Source organism: Bradyrhizobium sp. WSM4873 (genome assembly GCF_055811355.1).
The window spans coordinates 31,353-45,199 of sequence record NZ_JBVVPS010000036.1 but is presented as its reverse complement, the minus strand read 5'-3'; the positions used below and the strand labels follow the sequence as shown (position 1 = coordinate 45,199).

General features: G+C 64.0%; 14 protein-coding genes. 3 read left to right on the top strand and 11 right to left on the bottom strand.

Translation table 11 applies throughout. The features are described 5' to 3' along the window. Positions 1-20: 20 nt before the first annotated feature. The 5 genes from AC0L21_RS32150 to AC0L21_RS32130 all read right to left on the bottom strand — a co-directional run bounded on the left by AC0L21_RS32150 (position 21) and on the right by AC0L21_RS32130 (position 6,306). Positions 21-1,682 carry a thiamine pyrophosphate-binding protein gene (locus AC0L21_RS32150; protein WP_473265697.1) on the bottom strand — a complete coding sequence of 554 codons (1,662 nt, stop codon included), beginning with the start codon at positions 1,680-1,682 and terminating at the stop codon, positions 21-23. 108 nt (positions 1,683-1,790) lie between these two features. Further along, positions 1,791-2,294, bottom strand: a complete 504-nt coding sequence (locus AC0L21_RS32145) for a GFA family protein (RefSeq protein WP_473265696.1) — start codon at positions 2,292-2,294, stop codon at positions 1,791-1,793. Between the two features lie 162 nt (positions 2,295-2,456). Next, a complete protein-coding gene (locus AC0L21_RS32140; RefSeq protein WP_473265695.1) occupies positions 2,457-3,584 on the bottom strand; it encodes an alkene reductase in 1,128 nt (375 codons plus the stop codon). 157 nt (positions 3,585-3,741) lie between these two features. Continuing rightward, the gene (locus AC0L21_RS32135; protein WP_473265694.1) at positions 3,742-4,605 is read right to left on the bottom strand and encodes an outer membrane protein; all 864 of its coding nucleotides are present in this window, start codon (positions 4,603-4,605) and stop codon (positions 3,742-3,744) included. A 204-nt stretch (positions 4,606-4,809) separates the two neighbouring features. Further along, a complete protein-coding gene (locus AC0L21_RS32130) occupies positions 4,810-6,306 on the bottom strand; it encodes an aldehyde dehydrogenase family protein (protein ID WP_473265693.1) in 1,497 nt (498 codons plus the stop codon). A gap of 196 nt (positions 6,307-6,502) precedes the next feature. On the opposite strand from AC0L21_RS32130, the gene AC0L21_RS32125 reads away from it, so the two are divergent. Further along, complete coding sequence (locus tag AC0L21_RS32125) at positions 6,503-7,348, top strand: SDR family NAD(P)-dependent oxidoreductase (protein WP_473265692.1); 846 nt, start codon at positions 6,503-6,505, stop codon at positions 7,346-7,348. A gap of 87 nt (positions 7,349-7,435) precedes the next feature. Here the strand turns inward: AC0L21_RS32125 and AC0L21_RS32120 are convergent, their stop codons facing one another. From AC0L21_RS32120 to AC0L21_RS32095, 6 genes are all read right to left on the bottom strand, one after another. Further along, positions 7,436-7,642: a hypothetical protein gene (locus AC0L21_RS32120; protein ID WP_007615092.1), complete on the bottom strand. Its 207-nt coding sequence runs from the start codon at positions 7,640-7,642 to the stop codon at positions 7,436-7,438. Between the two features lie 71 nt (positions 7,643-7,713). After that, the gene (locus AC0L21_RS32115; protein ID WP_027565497.1) at positions 7,714-8,127 is read right to left on the bottom strand and encodes a Rieske (2Fe-2S) protein; all 414 of its coding nucleotides are present in this window, start codon (positions 8,125-8,127) and stop codon (positions 7,714-7,716) included. A gap of 15 nt (positions 8,128-8,142) precedes the next feature. Continuing rightward, entirely contained in the window at positions 8,143-9,255 is a 1,113-nt protein-coding gene (locus tag AC0L21_RS32110; RefSeq protein ID WP_473265691.1) for an amidohydrolase family protein, read from the bottom strand. Positions 9,256-9,269: 14 nt separating this feature from the next. After that, positions 9,270-10,334, bottom strand: a complete 1,065-nt coding sequence (locus AC0L21_RS32105; protein WP_473265690.1) for an amidohydrolase family protein — start codon at positions 10,332-10,334, stop codon at positions 9,270-9,272. A 225-nt stretch (positions 10,335-10,559) separates the two neighbouring features. Then, the gene (locus AC0L21_RS32100; RefSeq protein WP_473265689.1) at positions 10,560-10,835 is read right to left on the bottom strand and encodes a YiaA/YiaB family inner membrane protein; all 276 of its coding nucleotides are present in this window, start codon (positions 10,833-10,835) and stop codon (positions 10,560-10,562) included. Between the two features lie 38 nt (positions 10,836-10,873). Next, a complete protein-coding gene (locus tag AC0L21_RS32095; RefSeq protein WP_473265688.1) occupies positions 10,874-11,569 on the bottom strand; it encodes a PspA/IM30 family protein in 696 nt (231 codons plus the stop codon). Between the two features lie 102 nt (positions 11,570-11,671). Between AC0L21_RS32095 and AC0L21_RS32090 the strand changes: the two genes are divergently transcribed. After that, complete coding sequence (locus AC0L21_RS32090) at positions 11,672-12,277, top strand: TetR/AcrR family transcriptional regulator (RefSeq protein WP_473265711.1); 606 nt, start codon at positions 11,672-11,674, stop codon at positions 12,275-12,277. Positions 12,278-12,389: 112 nt separating this feature from the next. Further along, complete coding sequence (gene hydA / locus AC0L21_RS32085) at positions 12,390-13,844, top strand: dihydropyrimidinase (protein WP_473265687.1); 1,455 nt, start codon at positions 12,390-12,392, stop codon at positions 13,842-13,844. Positions 13,845-13,847 lie beyond the last annotated feature (3 nt).

The following is a 13,847-nucleotide window of genomic DNA, read 5'->3' as shown; positions in this document are numbered from 1 at the left end:
GGGGCGCAAGTGACGCTGCCCTACACCTTTCCGTCCACCATCACCTCGATTAGCTTGGTTCCGGGTCGGCCAAACGCCGACGCCAGCGTCGCCTTCAACTCGCGGGGGTCGCTCACCTCGATCGGCTCGCATCCCAACGCCTTCGCCACGCCCGCGAAATCCACCGGCGGATCGACAAAATCCATGCCGACGTAATTGTCGTCGCCATGGAAGGCGAGCAGACGCTGCTTGATGATGCGGTAGCCGCCATTGTTGGCAATGACCACATTGAGCGGCAGCTTGTGATGCGCCGCCGTCCACAGCGACTGGATCGAATACATCGCGCTGCCGTCGCCGGAGAAGCAGACGACGGGGCGATCGGGATTGGCGATGCTGGCGCCGACGGAAGCCGGCAGGCCCCAGCCGATGCCGCCGGAGGCAAGGCCGTGATAGCCGAAGCGGTCGCGGTGTGCACGCAGCGCCGTGATCTGGCGGCTCGAGGTGAGGCCTTCGTCGACCAGGATGGCGTTGGCGGGCATGGACTCGACCATTTGCAGCACCAGCCAGTCCGGATCGATGGGGCTGCGGTCCGCGGCCTTGCCGATCTGCTCGACCAGCGCGGTGCGCCGCGCGGTCCAGTTCTTCGGCGCAAGCTCGGCGAGACGTTGCTTCGCACGTTGCGCCAGGGCAGCGCCGCCCATCTCCTTCAGCACCGGGATCAGCGCACGCAGCGTTTCCTTCAAATCCGCCTTCAGCGCGATCTCGGCACCGTAGTTCTTGGCGATCTCCCAATCGCCGAGACCGATCTGCACGATGCCAAGCCCTTCCGGCAGCGCGTCGACCTCGCTGTAGACCGACATCCGCAGAGGATCGCCGCCAAGCGCGATCAAGAGGTCGTACGGCGCAAGCGTGTCGCGCGCGACTTTCTGGACACGTGCCAGCGTGCCGACGAAGCTCGGGCTCTCCGAAAGGAAGTGCGAGCCGTAGGGTGTCGACGATTGGTACGCGGCCGCACCGAGTAGTTCTGCGAGTTCGGCGGCCTCCATCAGCGCATCGCTCTTGACCACCTCGTCCATGGTGACGATCACGGGACGCTCGGCCCTCAGCAGCCGCGCGGCGAACGCCTTGAGTGTCTCATCCGACGGCCTTGTGCGGGCGTCGATGCGGGTGGAGCGGCCGAGATCGATCCCGGCCTCGCTGTTAAGGATGTCGCCGGGCAACGAAATGAACACGGGCCCGGTCGGCGGCGTGGTCGCGACTTTGGCGGCGCGGCGCACGATGCGCGGCAGATCCTCGAGGCGCGTCACCTCGACCGCCCATTTCACCAGCGGCTCCGCCATGCGCACCAGCGGGCCGTAGAGCACCGGCTCCATCAGGCCGTGGCCTTGCTCCTGCTGGCCCGCGGTCAGAATCATCGGTGTGCCCGTGAACTGGGCGTTGTAGAGCGAGCCCATCGCGTTGCCGAGGCCGGGCGCGACATGGACGTTGCAGGCCACGAGCTTTCCGGAGGCGCGGCTGTAGCCATCGGCAATTGCCACCACCAGGCTCTCCTGCATCGCCATCACATAGGTGAGATCAGGATGGTCCTTCAGCGCATGCATGATCGGTAGTTCGGTGGTGCCGGGATTGCCGAACAGATGCGTGATGCCCTCGTCCTTGAGCAGCGCGAGAAAGGCGGAACGGCCGGTGATCTTGTTCTTCATGTTTCCTCCAGGAGCGGACGTTGCCGCAAGGACGAAGGCATGATGGCCGAAGTTGCTGGACGCGCGCAAGGAAGTCCGCTCATGGCTGCGTTGCGTGGGCGCGCGCCGCTACATCTCTTCGCGGTCGAGCTCGAACGGATCCTCGCCGCCGACGCGCTTTTTCTTTTTCGAGCGCTGCCACACCACACCCGGAAAACCTTTCAGCGGCACCAGCGGCTCGCCGGTATAGGCCCATTCCTGCAGCTCCTCGATCGCGATGTGATAGAGCGGCTGACGGCCGGTGCGCTCGTTGAAGAGCGCGCGGGGGATGTTGACCATATGCGGCCCGCGCGGGCGCTCGTACGTAATCGGCGTGCCGCAATGCGCGCAGAAGCTGCGCGCGGTCTTCGTTGCCTTGTCCTCGTAGCGGGTCAGCGCCGTCTTGCCTGCGGTAATGCGAAACCGCTTCTTCCAGCTTCCGACATAGGTCGCATAGGCGGCGCCGTGGGCGCGACGGCTGGCGGCGGAGTGATCGTGCCAGGCCCAGCGTGCGGGGACGTCAATCTCGAAGGTGACCTTGCCGCAGAGGCATTGGCCGGTGGCAACTCCTGCGGCGGCTGCGGCTTTGGCCATGGTGATTTCCCTGTATTGTCGTCGTGACCACGATAATACATGATTGTCATTCCGGGACGCGACGAAGTCGCGAGCTCGGAATCCATCGCGCGGCATACCTGAAGGCGGAATGGATTCCGGGCTCGATGCTTCGCATCGCCCCGGAATGACAGACGAGAACGCTTACGCCGGCGTCAGCTCGTCATACACCGGATAGTCGGTATAACCCTTCTCCTCGCCGCCGTAGAACGTGGCACGGTTGTACGGGGTGAGAGGGTAATCGTGCTGCAGGCGACGCGCCAAATCGGGGTTGGAAATGAAGATGCGGCCGAAGGCGATGAGGTCGGCATGCCCCTCCGCGATCGCGGCGTTCGCCGTCTCGCCGGTAAATCCGCCGGCGGTCATCAGCACGCCGCTATAGAGCGGACGGAACAGCAGCATTGCCGACGGCACGTTCTGCCAGTTGACTTCGGCGCGCCCCGAGCCGCTGGAGCGGGGTTCGATGAAATGCAGATAGGCAAGACCGAGTTTGTCGAGCGCCTTGACCACGTGCGTGTAGAGCGGCATCGGATCGGGCTCGCCGGAATCATTGGCGATGCCGTGGGGCGACAGCCGCACGCCGACGCGGCTCGCGCCCCAGACGTCGATCGCGGCCTCGGTCACTTCGAGCAGAAGCCGCGCGCGGTTCTCGATCGAGCCGCCATATTGATCGGTGCGCTGGTTGCTGCGTGATTGCAGGAATTGCTCGAGCAGATAGCCGTTGGCGCCGTGGATCTCGACGCCGTCGAAGCCGGCGGCCAGCGCGTTCTTCGCGCCCCGCCTGAAGGCCTCGACAATGCCCTTGACCTCGTCCGTGTCCAGCGCGCGCGGCGTCTCGTAGTCGGAGATCTTGCCGTCGGCGGTCATTGCCTTCATGCCTTCGGCCCTGATCGGGATCGCCGAGGCCGAGACCGGCAGCTCCCCGCCGTGGAAGGAGGAATGCGAGACGCGGCCCACATGCCAGAGCTGGAGAAAGATGATGCCGCCCTTGGCGTGCACGGCGTCGACAACCTTGCGCCAGCCCGCGATCTGCGTCTCCGAATAGATGCCGGGCGTCGCCGGATTGCCGCGACCATGCGAGAGCACAGGCGAGGCCTCGGCAATGAGCAGGCCGCCCTGGGTGGCGCGCTGACCGTAATATTCGGCGTTGAGCGGCCGCGGCGAAAAGCTCTCGCGCTCGGCCCGCATGCGCGTCAACGGCGCCATCGCGACGCGATGCGCGAGCTTGTACGGACCGACCTGCAACGGTTGAAACAACGCCTCGAATTTCATGCTGGCCCCAAAATGGTCGATGAGAGGCGTGGACCATAAGAGAAAGGCTCGCAGCTCGGAAGCTGCATGCGGGGATGGCTGGCCAGCCAAAAGAGGCGACGGAATCAAAAAGCCCCGGGGGTGGTCCCGGGGCTCGTTGCTTGCTCAGAACGGCAGGTCAGTATTTCGCAACGACCGCGCCTGGGCCGAACTTGTAGTTCAAGCCGACCCGTGCGATGTGGCCCGTGAAATTCGCGGTTGAGTCAAAGCCGCGCGCCGGGCCGGGGGCGATCGGGAACAGCGGATTGAAGATGGTGTAGTTCTCGCTGCCGAGATCGTAGTAGAGATATTCGAGCTTGACGCTCCAGTTCGACGCAAAACGGTACTCGCCACCGCCGCCGACCGTCCAGCCCACGCGCCAGCTTTCCACTGCGCCGGCGCTACAGATCACATTGAGGCAGGGCGTGCCGCTCCCACCCGTGGGATCCACGATCGACGTCGATGCCTTGACGTGCCCATAGGCAAGACCGCCGGTCGCGTACAGCATCAAGTCGGGCGTGACGGTGGCACCGATCCGGCCGCGCACGGTCCCCAACCAGTCGACCTTCTGATCTTGCGTGGTCATGATCGTCGGGAAGACCGGCAAGGTTCGGGTCACCGTCGAGCTACCCTTGATGTCGGCCGCCGCGATATCGGCTTCGACGCCCCACACTAACGAGCCCGTCTGCACATTGTAGCCGGCCTGCAAGCCGCCCATTACGCCACGCGCGTTTGTTGCCAGCGAAGCCGGGACAAGGCCGCCCGCCAGTGCGACGTCGAGCACACCCGCGGTGAAGACCGGATCATGCGGCGCGAGATCGTTCGCACCATCGCCCCACCCGTACCCGACATTCACGCCGGCGTAGAAGCCCGACCAATTGTAGGCGACGGGCAGTGGCGACGCCTTGTACGCTGGCGCACGTGCGGTCATATCGGCCGCGAGTGCGGGCTGCGCCGAGGCGACACCCAAAGCCACAAACACGATCGGAGCAAAGCGAAGCATTATCGATATTCCAATTCCGAAGATTGACGGTGACTAGAACTAACCGGCCGACATTCGGAATGGGATAGCAAGTCTTGCAAAAGCGCGGACGACGCGCGCTTTCAAAATCGCATGTAGCGTCCGGGCAACAACCTCAGGTCGCTGCAAGCGCTCTGTCGTCGCAGCAAGCAGGACCGATCGCTGAAGTCCGGACGCGATGGCGCGTTAGGCCGTCTTGATCCAGACGGCCTTGACGTTGAGATATTCCTCGACGTGCTGCTTGCCGGATTCGCGGCCGTAGCCGCTCATCTTGTAGCCGCCGAAGGGCACAGCCGGGTCCATCGCCTGGTAGCAGTTCACCCACACTGAACCGGCACGCAGGCTCTTCGCGACCGCATGCGCCTTGCTGACGTCGCGCGTCCACAGGCCGGAGCCGAGACCGAACGTGGTGGCGTTGGCGCGCTTCACCAACTCGTCCATGTCCTTGAACGCGATCGCGGAGATGACGGGACCAAAAATCTCCTCCTGCGCGATCCGCATATTGTCCTGGACGCCCGCGAACACCGTCGGCGAGACGAAGAAGCCTTTTGCAAGCGCGCCTTCGGTGACGCGGCCACCGCCGGCGAGCGCCTTGGCGCCTTCCTTCTGGCCGATGTCGAGATAGCTGGTGACGCGCTCGAGCTGCTGCTCGGACACCAGTGGTCCGATCTGGGTGTTGGGATCGAGACCGTTGCCGACCTGCAGTTTCTTGCCGAACTCGGCGACGCGGCCGACGAACTCCTCGTAAATCGACTGCTCGACGAACAGCCGGGTGCCGGCGCTGCAGATTTGCCCCGAATTGGCGAACACCGCCATCGCGGCGCCCGGCACGGCCGCATCGAGATCGGCGTCCGCGAACACGATGTCCGGCGACTTGCCGCCGAGTTCGAGCGAGACACGCTTGAGGTTGCCGGCCGAGGCGCGGATGATCGACTGGCCGGTGACATGCGAGCCGGTGAAGGCAACCTTGTCGACGTCGTGGTGCGAGGCAAGCGCCGCGCCCGCAGTCTCGCCATAGCCGGGCACGACGTTGATGACGCCGGGCGGCACGCCCGCTTCCATCGCGAGCTCGGCGATGCGCAGCGAGGTCAGCGGCGCTTCTTCGGCGGGTTTGAGCACGACGGTGCAGCCGGTCGCGATCGCCGGACCGATCTTCCAGATCGTCGCAGTCAGCGGACCGTTCCAGGGAATGATGGCGCCGACGACGCCGATCGGCTCCTTCAGCGTATAGGAGAATATCTCGCCGGGCAGCGAGTTCTCGATGGTCTCCCCGTGAATCGCGGTGGTCTGGCCGGCATAATAGCGCAGCATGCCGACGGCGCGCAGGCGATAGGCGCGGGTACGGCTGAGCGGCGCGCCCATGTCGAGCGTGTCGAGCTGCGACAATTCGTCGAAATTCTTCTCGACGAGGTCGGCAAGCTTCAGGAGCAGGTTCTGCCGCTCGAACGGCTTGACCTTGCCCCACGGCCCTTCGAAGGCGCGGCGAGCGGCAGCAACCGCGCGATCGATATCTTCTTTCTCGCCCTCGGCCACTGTTGCGAGCAGTTCGCCGGTCGCGGGGTTGTGGGTCTCGAAGCGCTTGCCGGAGGCGGCATCGACCCACTTCCCGTCGATCAACATCTGCTTGTAGGACCCATTGGCGAACGGATGGCGCGTGATTGGAATAGCCTGCGACACAGCCATGGCTGAACTCCCTCTCAATTGATGGATTGGTTCGATCTGGGTGGGATCGTTGGTCGATAGAATACTGCGACGCCGGACAGGCGTAAAGGAGAGGCATAAAGTCGGCGCGGAACGAAGACCTCCCATGCCGACTTGTGCAGGGTCGCGCGAGTGCCATGTTATAGCACGACCGAGCCCCCTCCCCGGAGAACGATCGATGCCGCATCCCGCCATCGTCAAAGACAATGTTGCCGTAATCACCGGCGGCGCGTCCGGGATCGGATTCGCCGCGGCTTTGGCGTTCGCGCGCGACGGCATGAAGGTATGTATCGCCGATGTGGATCAGGCGCGGCTGACGGAGGCCGCAACAAGACTGTCATCCATAACGTCTGCCACACATGTGATGACCTTCGCGATCGATGTCAGCAAGGCCGAGAGCGTGGCGGAACTCGAGCGCGCCGTGCGCGAGCGCTTCGGCGACACCGACATCCTCATGAACAATGCGGGCATCCAGCCCGGCAGCACGTTGTTCGGCGAACCTGACAATTGGCAGCGCATCATCAGCGTCAATATGTGGGGCATCATCAACGGCTCGCGCATCTTTGCGCCCAGCATGATCGCGCGCGGCAGGGCGGGGCTCATCATCAACACCGGCTCGAAGCAGGGCATCACCACCCCGCCCGGCGATCCCGCTTACAACGTCTCCAAGGCCGGCGTGAAAGCTTTTACGGAAGCGCTCCAGCACGAACTGCGCAGCACTGCGGGTTGCCGCATCACTGCGCATCTGCTGATTCCCGGCTTCGTCTTCACGAACCTTACCGCGAAGGGCCGGACAGATAAGCCGGCCGGCGCCTGGACGGCCGAGCAGACCGTGAATTTCATGCTGGCGCGGCTGGAGGCCGGCGATTTCTACATCCTGTGCCCGGACAACGACGTCCCGCGCGCGCTCGACGAAAAGCGCATGCTGTGGGCCGCCGGTGACATCGTGGAGAACCGCCCGCCGCTGTCACGCTGGCATCCGGACCATGCGGATGCATTCGCGAAATTCGTGAAGGGGGAGTAGGCGTTTTTCCTTCTTCCCTTGTGGGAGAAGGTGGCGCGAAGCGCCGGATGAGGGTTGCATCCGCACAGGGGGAGAGGGCGAAGAAACCTACAGCGTCTCTTGCTGATGCCCACAATTCTTGCAGGCGAACTTGATGCGGGTCTGGCCCTTTGGCGCCTGCACCCGGTTCGGGGCGCCGCACTTACCGCAGACGGCCTCGATGCGGGTATCACCCTGCTTGACGACGACGGTTTTCTTTTCCATCGATTCGCGGATCAGGCGCTCGGCCTCTTCACGCAGGGATTGTTTCGACAAAGCTCATCTCCGCCACAAATGCGGGCGAGGCTTATCCCACTTGCGGCGAAATCACAATCCGAAACGGCTACTCAGACCTCGACAATCACGTAGCTGTCCTCGACATGCACCGGAAACGTCTCGGCAACATACGGGCCTTTCTGGAGTTCCTCGCCGCGCTCCACCGCGACCGGATATGACCTTATCTTGACGCGCTTCGGATCGAACCACGACTGCCCATTGCGCATGTCGAACTCCCAGCCATGCCAGGGACAGCGCAGCATCTCGCCGACGCGCGAGCGCTGATAGATGCCGGGCTCGGGCGAGGTCAGCCGCGCAACACAGGCCGCTTTCTCCAGCGGCGCGCCTTCGTGCGGGCAGCGGTTCAGCAGCGCGAAGAACTCGCCATTGACGTGGAACACGACAATGTCGCGGCCGGCGACATCGACGACCTTGTTGCCACCGGGTGGGATCTCCGAGGTGGACGCAACGATGTGACGGGCCATACCGTGCAGACCTTCTCAGAACTTGTAGACCGCGCGGGCATTGGTGCTGAATATCTTGGTCCGCTCGGCTTCCGTCAGGGGCGTCTTGAAAGCGAAGCGCGGATCGTCGAAATCCCAGTGCGGATAGTCCGACGAGAACAAGAGACGATCGATGCCGACCCATTCGATCAGCGAGCGCAGGTGCCGGGCTTCGTCAGGTTCGTCGATCGGTTGCGTCGTGAACCAGAAATGCTCGCGGACATATTCTGACGGCTTGCGCTTGAGATGCGGCACCTCGCTGCGGAAGCGCTCGAAATGCTGGTCCATCCGCCACACCGCGGACGGGATCCAACCGAAGCCGCCCTCGATGAAGACGAACTTCAATTTTGGAAAGCGCTCCGGCACACCCTCGATCACGAGACTGGCAAGCTGCGCCGCAATGGTGTGCGCGTTGGACTGGTGCTCCTCGACATAATAAGACGGCCAGCCGCCACCGGTCGGCGCATGCCCGCCATAGCCGCCGACATGGATGCCGAGCGGCAAGCCCAGCGCCTCGGCACGTTCGTAGATCGGCCAATAGCGGCGGCGGCCGAGCGGCTCGTTGGCGCGCGGCGAGACGTTGATCTGGACGTACTCGCCGATTTTCGCGCAGCGTTCGATCTCGGCAATGGCGAGATCAACGCCGTCCTGGCCGACCAGGATCGAAGCCTTCAGGCGCGGGTCGCGATGCGACCAGAACGCCAGCTGCCAGTCGTTGATGGCACGCTGGATTGCGGCGCCGAATTCGAGGTTCTGCTGCGAGAAGATGAAGAGATCGAGCACCTGCAAAATCCCGAACTCGACGTCGAGCGGATCGAGATGCTGCTTCTGCATGAAGGCGAGGTCCGAGCCGGGCGGCCCGCCCGTCGGCGGCCAGGCATCGCGGCGCGCGATCAACGGCGAGGAGCGCGGATAGGGCGTGGTGAACAGATAGGGCGTGCGCAAATGGCTGCCATATTCCTTTAGATGCTGCTGCCAGCGTTTTGGCAGGAACTCGTTGAGATCGTCGACCGAATGCAGGCTCGGATGGACGTCGCAATCGACGATGCGCAGCCGCGAAGCGGCGTGCTTCTCGTCTTCCCGCAGCGGGCGGTCGATGACCTCACTCATGCGAACCTCCAATGTCAGTTGGCGAGCGACAGCCGCGGAAACGTCTCCAGCGGGTTGTCGACGCACATCTTCGAGATGATGCTGCTCGGCAGGTTCGGCGGGATCGGATCGTCGCCGTCGAACTGCCAGTGCGGATAGTCGGACGCGAACAGGAACATCTTCTCAGAGCCGATCTGGTCGATGATGTCCTCGACGCTTCTGGCGTCGCCCGGCGCGTCGAACGGCTGCATGGTGACGCGAAAATTATCGCGGATGATCGCAGCCGGCTCGCGCTCGACCCAGGGCACCTCGACGCGCACCCCTCGCCAGGTCTTGTTGGCGCGCCACATGAAGGCCGGCAGCCAGCTCACGCCCGATTCTATCAGCACGACCTTGAGGCTCGGAAACTTGCCGAACACGCCCTCATAGATCAGGCTCAAGATCTGCGCCTGAAACGCCTGCGCCTCGACGAAGTAATATTCGTAGCGGTGCGACGGCCAGCCGGCCGAACTCGGCGCCTGCCGATATTGCGTGCCGGCATGGATCGCGAGCGGCAGCTTGTATTTCTCGGCGAGCCGATAGACCGGCCAAAAATGCCGCCGTCCCAAGAGCGTCTCGCCCTGCGCCAGCACGAGGATCGAGACGAAGCGGTGATCGCCGGCGCGGCGCTCGATCTCCTCGATCGCCAGATCCGGGTCCTGCATCGGCACCACGATCGAGGCGCGCAAGCGCGGATCGCGCGACAGCCACTCAGTCGCGATCCAGTCGTTGATCGCCTTGCAGAAGTCGGCCGCCATGTAGGGGTCGAACACGGCCTGCGCACCATACAGCACGTTGAGAATCGCGTGGCTGGCACCTAACTGCTCGAATGCGCCCTTCTGTACCATCGCAAGATCGGAACCAGGCTTTGCGCCGTTCGCCGGACGCCAGTCGGCGCGGCCGCTTAGCGGCATGCCGGGCGGATAGGAGGTGAGATCGAGCCCGTCGATGGCGCGGCTCACGACCTGCTCTTTCCAGTGATCGCTGAGATAGGGCAGTAGCGTCGTGCGCGTGCCACCAACCGCCGGGTGGATGTCGCAGTCGATCCGCGTCGCTGCCATGAGGTTCCTCGCCGAGACCTTGTAAGCACATCTTATTGGCGGCGTTGTTGTGCGCCGCCTGTGAAGACTGCCCCTGCCCGTGCTATTGCGCAAGAGCGCACGCCCGCGGGATCGTCATGGCTCTGTTGCATTTCGCAGGCGCGATATGAGGTGACGAAATGCGCTCCGGCGCCGAAGCAGCGGAGTGCATTGCTCCGCTGCTTCCTTGCGGATTGTCTATGCTTGTCAAGCCGCCTTGGAGACTTCCATCAGCAGACGTTCCGCCTTGGCATCCTCGATGCGGTTCACCATCCGGCTGCTTTCGTGATTGTCGCGGATGGTCTTGGTCAGAGTGACGCAGGTCTGGATCAGCATCACGATTCCCATGGTGAGATAGCCCTTCATCCAGAAATCGATCGGCAGGAAGAAGACGCCAACGGCGACGAGGAAGGCGGAGGCTGCGAAGGACACGTAAGTGAAGGTCACCCAGGCGCCGCTGTGGAGCTGGCCGTTCTGGTTCATGATGGTCTCCTGTTGGTTCGAATGATGATGGATTGGGATCAGACAGTCGGCGTACGCTTGGACCTCAACCGCGCCAGCACGTCGTCCGCGGTCGTCTTGAGCCGGAGGCCAAAACCCTGCTCGGCGAGTTTTTCGGCGGTGGCGAGCGGACCGGTGGCCGCATCGAGTTCGACCAGCGCGTCGTCGGCGGCCTGGGCTTCCATCTGCCGCTCACGAAGACGCCTCAAAGTGCTCTCCGCCTCCGGCAGCGTTGATTCGTAGGGACGTGCCGCCTCGATGCCGCTGCGGCGAAGCGAGCGCACCGCTTCCGAGGCACGGGCGACGCGGCGGCCGCGGTCGAGCTCGGTGATGCGGGCCTGCGCGCTTGCGACGTGCCGCTTCAGCCGGGCAATCTCGCTCGCGAACAAGGCGCGTGCCGTCAGCGCGGCATCGCGATCGGCCTCGAGGCCCGCGATGGCTTCGGCGGCGTCGTTGGCGAGATCCTCGCGGCCGCCATCGAGCGCCGCAACCGCGCGCGTCTCGAGATCGGCGATGCGGGTGACGGTCGCCTCGAGCTTGCGGCCTTCCTGCTGGTCCTGTGCGATCGCCAGCGCCAAGGTCCGTTTGCCGCGCTCGAGGGCGGCGGCCGCGTCGCGCATCTGTTGATCGAGGATCAAAAGGGCTGTCCGGTCTTCCAGCTCCTCGCCGGCGGCGGCCACGCTACCGCGGAAAAGTGTCACAACGGTCTTGAACATCTGAAGCTCCTTGTTATGAGCGTTGCTCACAGATGGTTTGTAGCAAGAAACTTGAACTTCGTTCAAGAAATGTTTGAGCAACGCTCAGAAATTTGGTTGCAGATGACTAAGGCATTGGAACGCCGGGAGAAACTTCGATCCGATCTGATCCTGGCGGCGGAACGAATGATCGCCGACAGGGGACTGGCGGGCCTAAAAACCCGCGATCTCGCCAGCGAGATCGGCTGCGCCAACGGCGCGGTCTACAATCTCGTAGCCGATGTGGACGAGCTGATCCTGCGAGTTGGCTCGCGCACGTTGCACCGGCTCGACGAGGCCCTGAGCGCGGCGGAAGGCGCGGGCGAGCCGTCGCCTGAGAGGCTGGTCCGCATCGCCCTCGTCTATTGCGATTTCGCCGCGGAAAATCTCGAACTATGGCGTGCGCTGTTCGAGCACCGCATGGCAGCCGACAAGCCCCTCCCCGACTGGTCCATCGACGACCAGCTGCAGCTGTTCCGCCACGTCTCCAAGCCGCTGGCCGCGCTGTTTCCAAAACGCAGTCGGGAGGAGCTCGGCATCACCGCGCGCAGCCTGTTCTCGGCGGTGCATGGCATGGTGGCGCTGGGACTGGAGCAGAAACTGGTCGCGGTACCGCTGCCGGCGCTCCGGAAGGAAATTGCGGGCCTGGTGCGCGCGATGGTCGACGGACTGATCGCGCGGGCGGCGTAGATGCCGAGAGAACACGGCTCAACTGTCGGCGGCGCCTGACTAAAATTTCACCTGTCGCATCGCATGCGGCGCGCTTAGCGTCGCGAGGATTACGCCTCTCTCCGGAGCTCCAATGCCCCTCCTCATCCGCGGCGGCACCGTCGTCAATCATGATCATTCGCGCCGGGCGGACGTGCTGATCGACGGCGCGACCGTCGTCGCGGTCGGGCAGTCGCTCGATGCGCCCACCGGCAGCGAGATCGTCGATGCCGGCGGCGCCTACGTTATCCCGGGCGGCATCGATCCGCACACCCATCTCGAAATGCCGTTCATGGGCACGGTCACCGCGGACGATTTCGAATCGGGAACCAAGGCGGCGCTGGCCGGTGGCACCACCATGGTGGTGGATTTCTGCCTGACCGATCCTGGCCAGTCGATGCTCGCGGCCTATCAGGAGTGGCGGCACAAATCCGAGAAGGCGGCTTCCGACTACGGCTTCCACATGGCGGTAACGTCGTGGTCGAAGCAGATCCATGACGAGATGGAGACCGTGGTCAAAACCTACGGCATCAACACCTTCAAGCACTTCATGGCCTACAAGGGCGCGCTGATGGTGAACGACGACGAGCTCTACAACTCGTTCGCTCGCTGCGCCCATCTCGGCGCCATGCCCGTCGTGCATGCGGAGAACGGCGACGTCGTCGCCTTGATGCAGGAGGCGCTGATCGCGCGCGGTGTCACCGGGCCCGAGGGACACGCTTATTCACGACCGCCGGAGGTCGAGGGCGAAGCCACCAACCGCGCCATCATGATCGCCGACATGACGGGGACGCCGATCTACATCGTGCATACCAGCTGCCGCGAAGCGCATGAGGCGATCGCGCGCGCACGTGCGGCGGGCAAGCGCGTCTATGGCGAGCCGTTGATCCAGCATTTGCTGCTGGACGCCGGTGAATATCAGAACAAGGACTGGGATCATTCCGCGCAGCGCGTGATGTCGCCGCCGTTCCGCGACAGGTCGCATCAGGATAGTCTTTGGGCCGGTCTGCAAGCTGGCTCGCTGCAGGTGGTCGCGACCGACCACTGCGCCTTCACCACCGAGCAGAAGCGATTCGGGCTCGGCGATTTCAGAAAGATCCCGAACGGCACCGGCGGCCTCGAAGATCGCCTCGCGCTGCTGTGGACCGCGGGCGTCACCACGGGACGGCTGACGAAGGAAGAGTTCGTCGCGGTGACCTCTGCGAACATCGCCCGCATCCTCAACATCTATCCGCGCAAGGGCGCGGTCGCCGTCGGCTCGGACGCCGACGTCGTGGTTTGGGATCCCAAGGCGAGCAGGACCATTAGCGCGAAACGGCAGATGAGCCGGATCGATTACAACGTGTTCGAGGGCTTTTCCTGCACCGGCGGACCGGCGGCGACGCTGTCGCGCGGCCGAATCGTCTGGAACGATGGCGATCTGCGTGCCGAGGCCGGCGACGGCCATTATGTCGAGCGCCCGGCGTTCTCGCCGGTGCATGTCGCCAATTCCACCTGGAAAGAGCTGACTGCCCCGCGGGCCGTGAGCCGCGGAGCGGTGACGCCGTAGGAT

Excerpts from the sequence above, each read along its gene's own strand:
- AC0L21_RS32125 (WP_473265692.1), top strand. The coding sequence starts at position 6,503 with ATGCCGCATCCCGCCATCGTCAAAGACAATGTTGCCGTAATCACCGGC.
- AC0L21_RS32135 (WP_473265694.1), bottom strand. The coding sequence starts at position 4,605 with ATGCTTCGCTTTGCTCCGATCGTGTTTGTGGCTTTGGGTGTCGCCTCG.
- AC0L21_RS32090 (WP_473265711.1), top strand. The coding sequence starts at position 11,672 with ATGACTAAGGCATTGGAACGCCGGGAGAAACTTCGATCCGATCTGATC.
- AC0L21_RS32095 (WP_473265688.1), bottom strand. The coding sequence starts at position 11,569 with ATGTTCAAGACCGTTGTGACACTTTTCCGCGGTAGCGTGGCCGCCGCC.
- AC0L21_RS32140 (WP_473265695.1), bottom strand. The coding sequence starts at position 3,584 with ATGAAATTCGAGGCGTTGTTTCAACCGTTGCAGGTCGGTCCGTACAAG.
- AC0L21_RS32100 (WP_473265689.1), bottom strand. The coding sequence starts at position 10,835 with ATGAACCAGAACGGCCAGCTCCACAGCGGCGCCTGGGTGACCTTCACT.
- AC0L21_RS32110 (WP_473265691.1), bottom strand. The coding sequence starts at position 9,255 with ATGAGTGAGGTCATCGACCGCCCGCTGCGGGAAGACGAGAAGCACGCC.
- AC0L21_RS32115 (WP_027565497.1), bottom strand. The coding sequence starts at position 8,127 with ATGGCCCGTCACATCGTTGCGTCCACCTCGGAGATCCCACCCGGTGGC.
- AC0L21_RS32105 (WP_473265690.1), bottom strand. The coding sequence starts at position 10,334 with ATGGCAGCGACGCGGATCGACTGCGACATCCACCCGGCGGTTGGTGGC.
- AC0L21_RS32130 (WP_473265693.1), bottom strand. The coding sequence starts at position 6,306 with ATGGCTGTGTCGCAGGCTATTCCAATCACGCGCCATCCGTTCGCCAAT.
- hydA (WP_473265687.1), top strand. The coding sequence starts at position 12,390 with ATGCCCCTCCTCATCCGCGGCGGCACCGTCGTCAATCATGATCATTCG.
- AC0L21_RS32145 (WP_473265696.1), bottom strand. The coding sequence starts at position 2,294 with ATGGCCAAAGCCGCAGCCGCCGCAGGAGTTGCCACCGGCCAATGCCTC.
- AC0L21_RS32150 (WP_473265697.1), bottom strand. The coding sequence starts at position 1,682 with ATGAAGAACAAGATCACCGGCCGTTCCGCCTTTCTCGCGCTGCTCAAG.